1 protein-coding gene is annotated in these 1,281 nt (G+C 59.7%); it reads right to left on the minus strand.

Annotation, left to right across the window (positions count from 1 at the left end):
• Positions 1–153: 153 nt before the first annotated feature.
• Positions 154–534, minus strand: coding sequence for a hypothetical protein (locus TNMX_RS00065; protein ID WP_038028195.1), 381 nt, complete (start codon positions 532–534; stop codon positions 154–156).
• Between the last annotated feature and the right edge of the window lie 747 nt (positions 535–1,281).

The raw sequence follows: 1,281 nt of genomic DNA on the forward strand, positions 1-1,281 counted from the left end.
GCGCTTGCCCTACCCTGGCTTATCCAGCGGGCGGTTTCCTCAGTCAACTCGCGATTTTTGTGGGTTTCACTTCCGCATGCCCTGGATCTCCAGGGTATCCCCGTCCACCACGGAGGAAGGCCAGGACGAGGACGGCGAAGAGCCTGGCCAGGCTCACACCTCCAACCCCCTCTCCAGTTCCCTAAGCCTCTCCCTCAGCTCCACCAGCCTCTCCACGATCCGGCGGTAGCGGGCAAGCCGTTCCCGAAACTCCCCAGCCCGGGTGAATCCCTCCGGGGGCTGCCACCCCTTGCCCAGGTACTTCCACCGCCATTTGCCGTCTTTCTTCACCCGAAGATAAGGATAGGGACCATGGGGGCAGCGCGTGCATCTATCCTTCCCGCATTTCACCTTGCGCCAGTGCACCGGCACGGGGACCATGGCCTCAAGGGCTTTGCGCTCCTCGGCCATGCGGGCCTCGAGGTGGTGGATCTCCTGGATGAGGGCCAGGAAGCGACGGGAGAGGGAGGGGTAAAGGCGGTTGGAGCGGTCCATCTTAGCTACAAGGTACCACCCCCGGCTGGACTGTGCCTTTCCTGGAAAACGACCCAGGTTAGAAAGCCCATCCTGGCCCTTTGAGGTTCGCCCCCTTCCCTGATTACCCTCGAGGTTCCAGGACAAAGAGCACCTGGCGCTCCCTTCCCCGGCCCACCACCTCGTACCAGACCGTGCCCTCGTCCACCCGCATCTCCCTTCCCAGGCGCACCATCCGTCCCTCCCAGGGCACGAAGGGAGAAGGCCGGTCCGATAGGCCCCGGCAAAGGGGCTCACCCAGAAAGGCAAGCCGCTTTCCGTGAATAAGGAGTGGGGATACCCGGCCGCCTCGGCGCCAGGCTATCCATGTTCGCAGTTTTGTGCCGCAAAGGAAACTGCTAAACCCGTAAGGATTGGAGCGTGCGTACTCTACACGACTTCCTTGCACTCTATTGAACTCAGTCAAGCGTTACGTTCAAGTGGTATAATCGGGGTGTCCGGAAAGCCGGACGAGGATCTTGAAAGCCGATTTTCCTCTTGCGCAAGGGCAATATGCGTTTTCACCTTCTTATCGACCGCTTCTACAGTGGCTTTGCAACGAGCTAAACCCCGCAAAACCCCCTTTATTCGCCATGTGTATATTCCAGCCTTCATGATTCTCACAAACCCCCCCTCCAGGAGCACCGTCCAGGACGATGTTCTAAGGGGGGTACCGTTGCAAGAGATGCTTCCCCGAAAGGGGATTGCGACGTACAAGTTGTTGAGATG

Origin of the sequence: Thermus sp. NMX2.A1 (assembly GCF_000511705.1) — a bacterium.
Taxonomy (GTDB): Bacteria; Deinococcota; Deinococci; order Deinococcales; family Thermaceae; genus Thermus; species Thermus scotoductus.

Bases quoted from the DNA above. Each gene is read 5' to 3' on its own strand.
- TNMX_RS00065 (WP_038028195.1), bottom strand. From the start codon at position 534: ATGGACCGCTCCAACCGCCTTTACCCCTCCCTCTCCCGTCGCTTCCTG.